The following is a 3,106-nucleotide window of genomic DNA, read 5'->3' on the forward strand; positions in this document are numbered from 1 at the left end:
CACGCGAGCGCGCGCCGGCGCCGCCGCGGTCACCCGCGTTCGGGCGTCGCCGCGCGGGCCGGCGCCCTAGAATCGGTCGGATGACGACCCCCTCGCGTCCGGCCTACGCCCCCGCCGCACCGGCCCCGCTCGAGGTGCGCGACGCGATCGACCTGCTCGCCCTCGTCGCCCAGCTGGAGCACACCGCGTTCGCCCGCATGGCCGCGGACTCCGCGCTGGCGCCGACCCTCGAGCAGCGCCTGGAGCTGAGCCGCCTCGCCGCCGAGGCCGTGTCCCGGCGGGACCGCGTGCTCGCCCGGGTGCAGGAGCTGGGCGGGGACCCCGTGACCGCGCTGCGCCAGTACGACGACGTGCTCGACGAGTTCGACGCCCGGACGCAGCCGAGCACCTGGTGGGAGCGGCTGCTCAAGGTCTACGTCGGCTACGGCGTGGCCGACGACTTCTGCCGGCTCGCCGCCGAGGCCCTCGACCCGCAGTCGCGCGAGCTCGTCCTGGCGGTGCTGGACGACGCCTCGCACGCGGAGCTCGCGGTCGCCGAGCTCGACGCCGCGGGCTCGCAGGACGGGGCGCTCTCGTCGCGGCTCGCCCTGTGGGGCCGCCGGATCGTCGGCGAGGCGCTGAGCGTCGTCCAGGGCCTGCTCTCGCAGCGGCCGCCCCTCGCGCGGCTCGTGCAGCGCGCCCAGCAGGCCCGGGCCCAGTCCGCCGACGCCGACGCGCCGGCCGCCCCCACCGGGGACGGGTCGGCGGCCGTCGAGGGGGCGAAGGTGTTCGGCGAGCTCACCGCGCAGCACACGCGGCGGATGAGCCGCCTGGGCCTCACGGCCTGAGGCGGCCCGCCGGGGTCCTGCGACGCCGGCGAGCCCGCCCCGGGCGGCTCCTCGTCAGAGGGTGCCGAAGCCGACGCGGGCCTTGGCCTCGGAGCCGATCTCGACGTAGCCGATCGTCGCCGTCGGGACGATGATGCGTCGCCCGCGGGTGTCGGTGAGCTCCAGCGCCGGGCGGCCCGAGAGGGCCGCGGAGACGGCGGCGGCGATCTGCTCGGGCGTCTCGTCGCTCTCCAGGACGATCTCCCGCGCCAGGTTCTGCACGCCGATCGTGACTTCCACGCTCACTCCTCGTCCTCCTCCACCGGGTGGGCCGCCGTCGGCGGCCACCGCGGGGCCTGCGCCCCGACGCGACGATCCTATGCGTCCCCGTAGCGGAAGTCGGCCCGGACCAGGCTCTGCACCCCGGCCCAGAGCAGCTGGGTCATGAGCTCGGCCGCGTCCTCGCGCCCCAGCGTGCTGGGCTGGCGCATCCGGTGCGTCGCGGCGCCCTGGGAGAAGGCGATGAGGGCGGCGGCGAGCGTCGTGCACTCGTCCTCCCCTAGCCCGGTGACGTCGGCGAGCAGCCCGGCGATCCGGCGGGCCACCTCGCTCGACGCGTGCTCGACGCGGGCGCGCACGTCCTGGTCGCGCGTCACGTCGGACTCGAACAGCAGGCTCGCGGAGCTGCCGGCCGCCTCGACGAACTCCATGTACGCGCGCACCACGGCGCCGATGACCTGGCGCCCGTCGCCGGGCTGCACCCGGCCGCTCTGGACGGGTGCCACGGCCTCCTCGACCGCCGCCAGGAGCGCGGCGCCGCGCTGGTCGACGACGGCCAGGTACAGGTCGAGCTTCGAGGGGAAGTGCCGGTACAGCACGGGCTTGCTGACCTCGGCGCGGTCCGCGATGTCGTCCATCGAGACGTGGTGGTACCCCTCGGTGGAGAACAGGTCCTGGGCGATCCGCAGCACCTGCGCGCGGCGCTCGTCCCGGGCCATCCGGGGCCCGCGGGCCCGCAGCGGTCCGGCGTCCTCGGACGGGTTCATGGCGCGATGGTAGCGACGCGCGGCGCCCGCGGTGCCAGGATGTCGCGGATGGGGACCGACGACGGCGCACGGTCGCCCGGCGGGCACGAGCCGCCCGGGCGGGTCGGGGCGAGCCCCGCGCCGTGGGTCGCCCCGCGCACCCTGCGCGCGGCCCTGACGGTCCCGGCGGTCGTCCTCGCGATGGTCACGGGTGCCGCGCTGGCCCTGACGACGGCCGGCGGCAGCGGCGCGGCGGTGCCCTGGCCCCCGGCGGCCGAGCAGCGGTCGGCGGACGGGCCGCTCGGCACCCCCCAGGCGGACGCCCTCGCGATCGTCGTGCCGACGCCGACGGCGGTGCCCGCGGCCACCCCCACGCCCACTCCCACGCCCGCCCCCACGCCGACCGTGCCGCCCGGGCTGTCGGCCGACGACGTGCGTGCCGGGCTGCTGTCCGCGCAGGTGCCGCGCTCGGCGACGGGCGACCTCGTCGTCGTCACGGGCGAGGACGCCGGCCCCGGGCAGGGCGAGGTGCTGCGGGTGCGCGTCGAGGTCGAGCAGGGGCTGCCGGTCGACGGCAGGGCGTTCGCCGCGGCGGTGATGCGGACCCTCAACGACCCCCGGGGCTGGGGCGCCGACGGACGCCTGTCGTTCGCGCGCGTCGACGGCGGAGCCGACCTGCGCGTGGTGCTGGCCTCGCCCGACGAGGTCGACCGGCTGTGCGCGCCGCTGCAGACCGAGGGGACGGTCAGCTGCGGGCGCGAGGGGCGCGCCGTCATCAACTACGCGCGGTGGGCGCGGGCGACCGACGAGTTCCCCGACCGGGCGCGCTACCGGCAGTACGTCGTCAACCACGAGGTCGGCCACCTGCTCGGCCACCCGCACGAGGCCTGCCCGGGGGCCGGCCGGCTCGCACCCGTCATGCAGCAGCAGACGCTCGCCGTCGCGCCGTGCGAGCCGAACCCCTGGCCGCACCCCTGACACGACGCGCCTGCGGTCGCGGACCTGTCGGGGGCGCGTGATGGGATGTCCGGCGTGACCCCCACCGTCTCCGCCGACCGCGCCGCGCGCCGGTCGGCCGACGGCCCGGCGACCCCGGGGGCGGCGGCGGGCACCCGCCTGCAGCTCGTGCGTCCGGCGCTCGCGGACGTGCCGACGAGCGGGCCGGGCGCCCCGGTGACGCTCGACGAGGACCAGGCGCGGGTGGTCCGGGCCGTCGTGGACGGGGCCGAGCCGGCGCTGCTCGTCCTGGGCGCGCCGGGCACGGGCCGCACCACC

Annotated in this window: 5 protein-coding genes; 3 read left to right on the top strand and 2 right to left on the bottom strand. The window is 77.9% G+C overall.

Features of this window, described 5'->3' with window-relative positions:
- Positions 1 to 80 precede the first annotated feature (80 nt).
- Entirely contained in the window at positions 81 to 827 is a 747-nt protein-coding gene (locus HGCM_RS08765) for a ferritin-like fold-containing protein (protein ID WP_019136474.1), read from the top strand.
- A 54-nt stretch (positions 828 to 881) separates the two neighbouring features.
- Here the strand turns inward: HGCM_RS08765 and HGCM_RS08770 are convergent, their stop codons facing one another.
- The gene (locus HGCM_RS08770; protein WP_019136475.1) at positions 882 to 1,106 is read right to left on the bottom strand and encodes a DUF3107 domain-containing protein; all 225 of its coding nucleotides are present in this window, start codon (positions 1,104 to 1,106) and stop codon (positions 882 to 884) included.
- Between the two features lie 77 nt (positions 1,107 to 1,183).
- Complete coding sequence (locus tag HGCM_RS08775) at positions 1,184 to 1,852, bottom strand: TetR/AcrR family transcriptional regulator (protein WP_019136476.1); 669 nt, start codon at positions 1,850 to 1,852, stop codon at positions 1,184 to 1,186.
- A gap of 48 nt (positions 1,853 to 1,900) precedes the next feature.
- On the opposite strand from HGCM_RS08775, the gene HGCM_RS08780 reads away from it, so the two are divergent.
- A complete protein-coding gene (locus HGCM_RS08780) occupies positions 1,901 to 2,809 on the top strand; it encodes a DUF3152 domain-containing protein (protein WP_019136477.1) in 909 nt (302 codons plus the stop codon).
- A gap of 54 nt (positions 2,810 to 2,863) precedes the next feature.
- Positions 2,864 to 3,106, top strand: a 243-nt coding sequence (locus tag HGCM_RS19810) for a hypothetical protein (protein WP_218917042.1), incomplete at its 3' end; no start/stop codon positions are given.

It is taken from the genome of Cellulomonas massiliensis JC225, from assembly GCF_000312005.1.
Lineage (GTDB): Bacteria > Actinomycetota > Actinomycetes > Actinomycetales > Cellulomonadaceae > Cellulomonas > Cellulomonas massiliensis.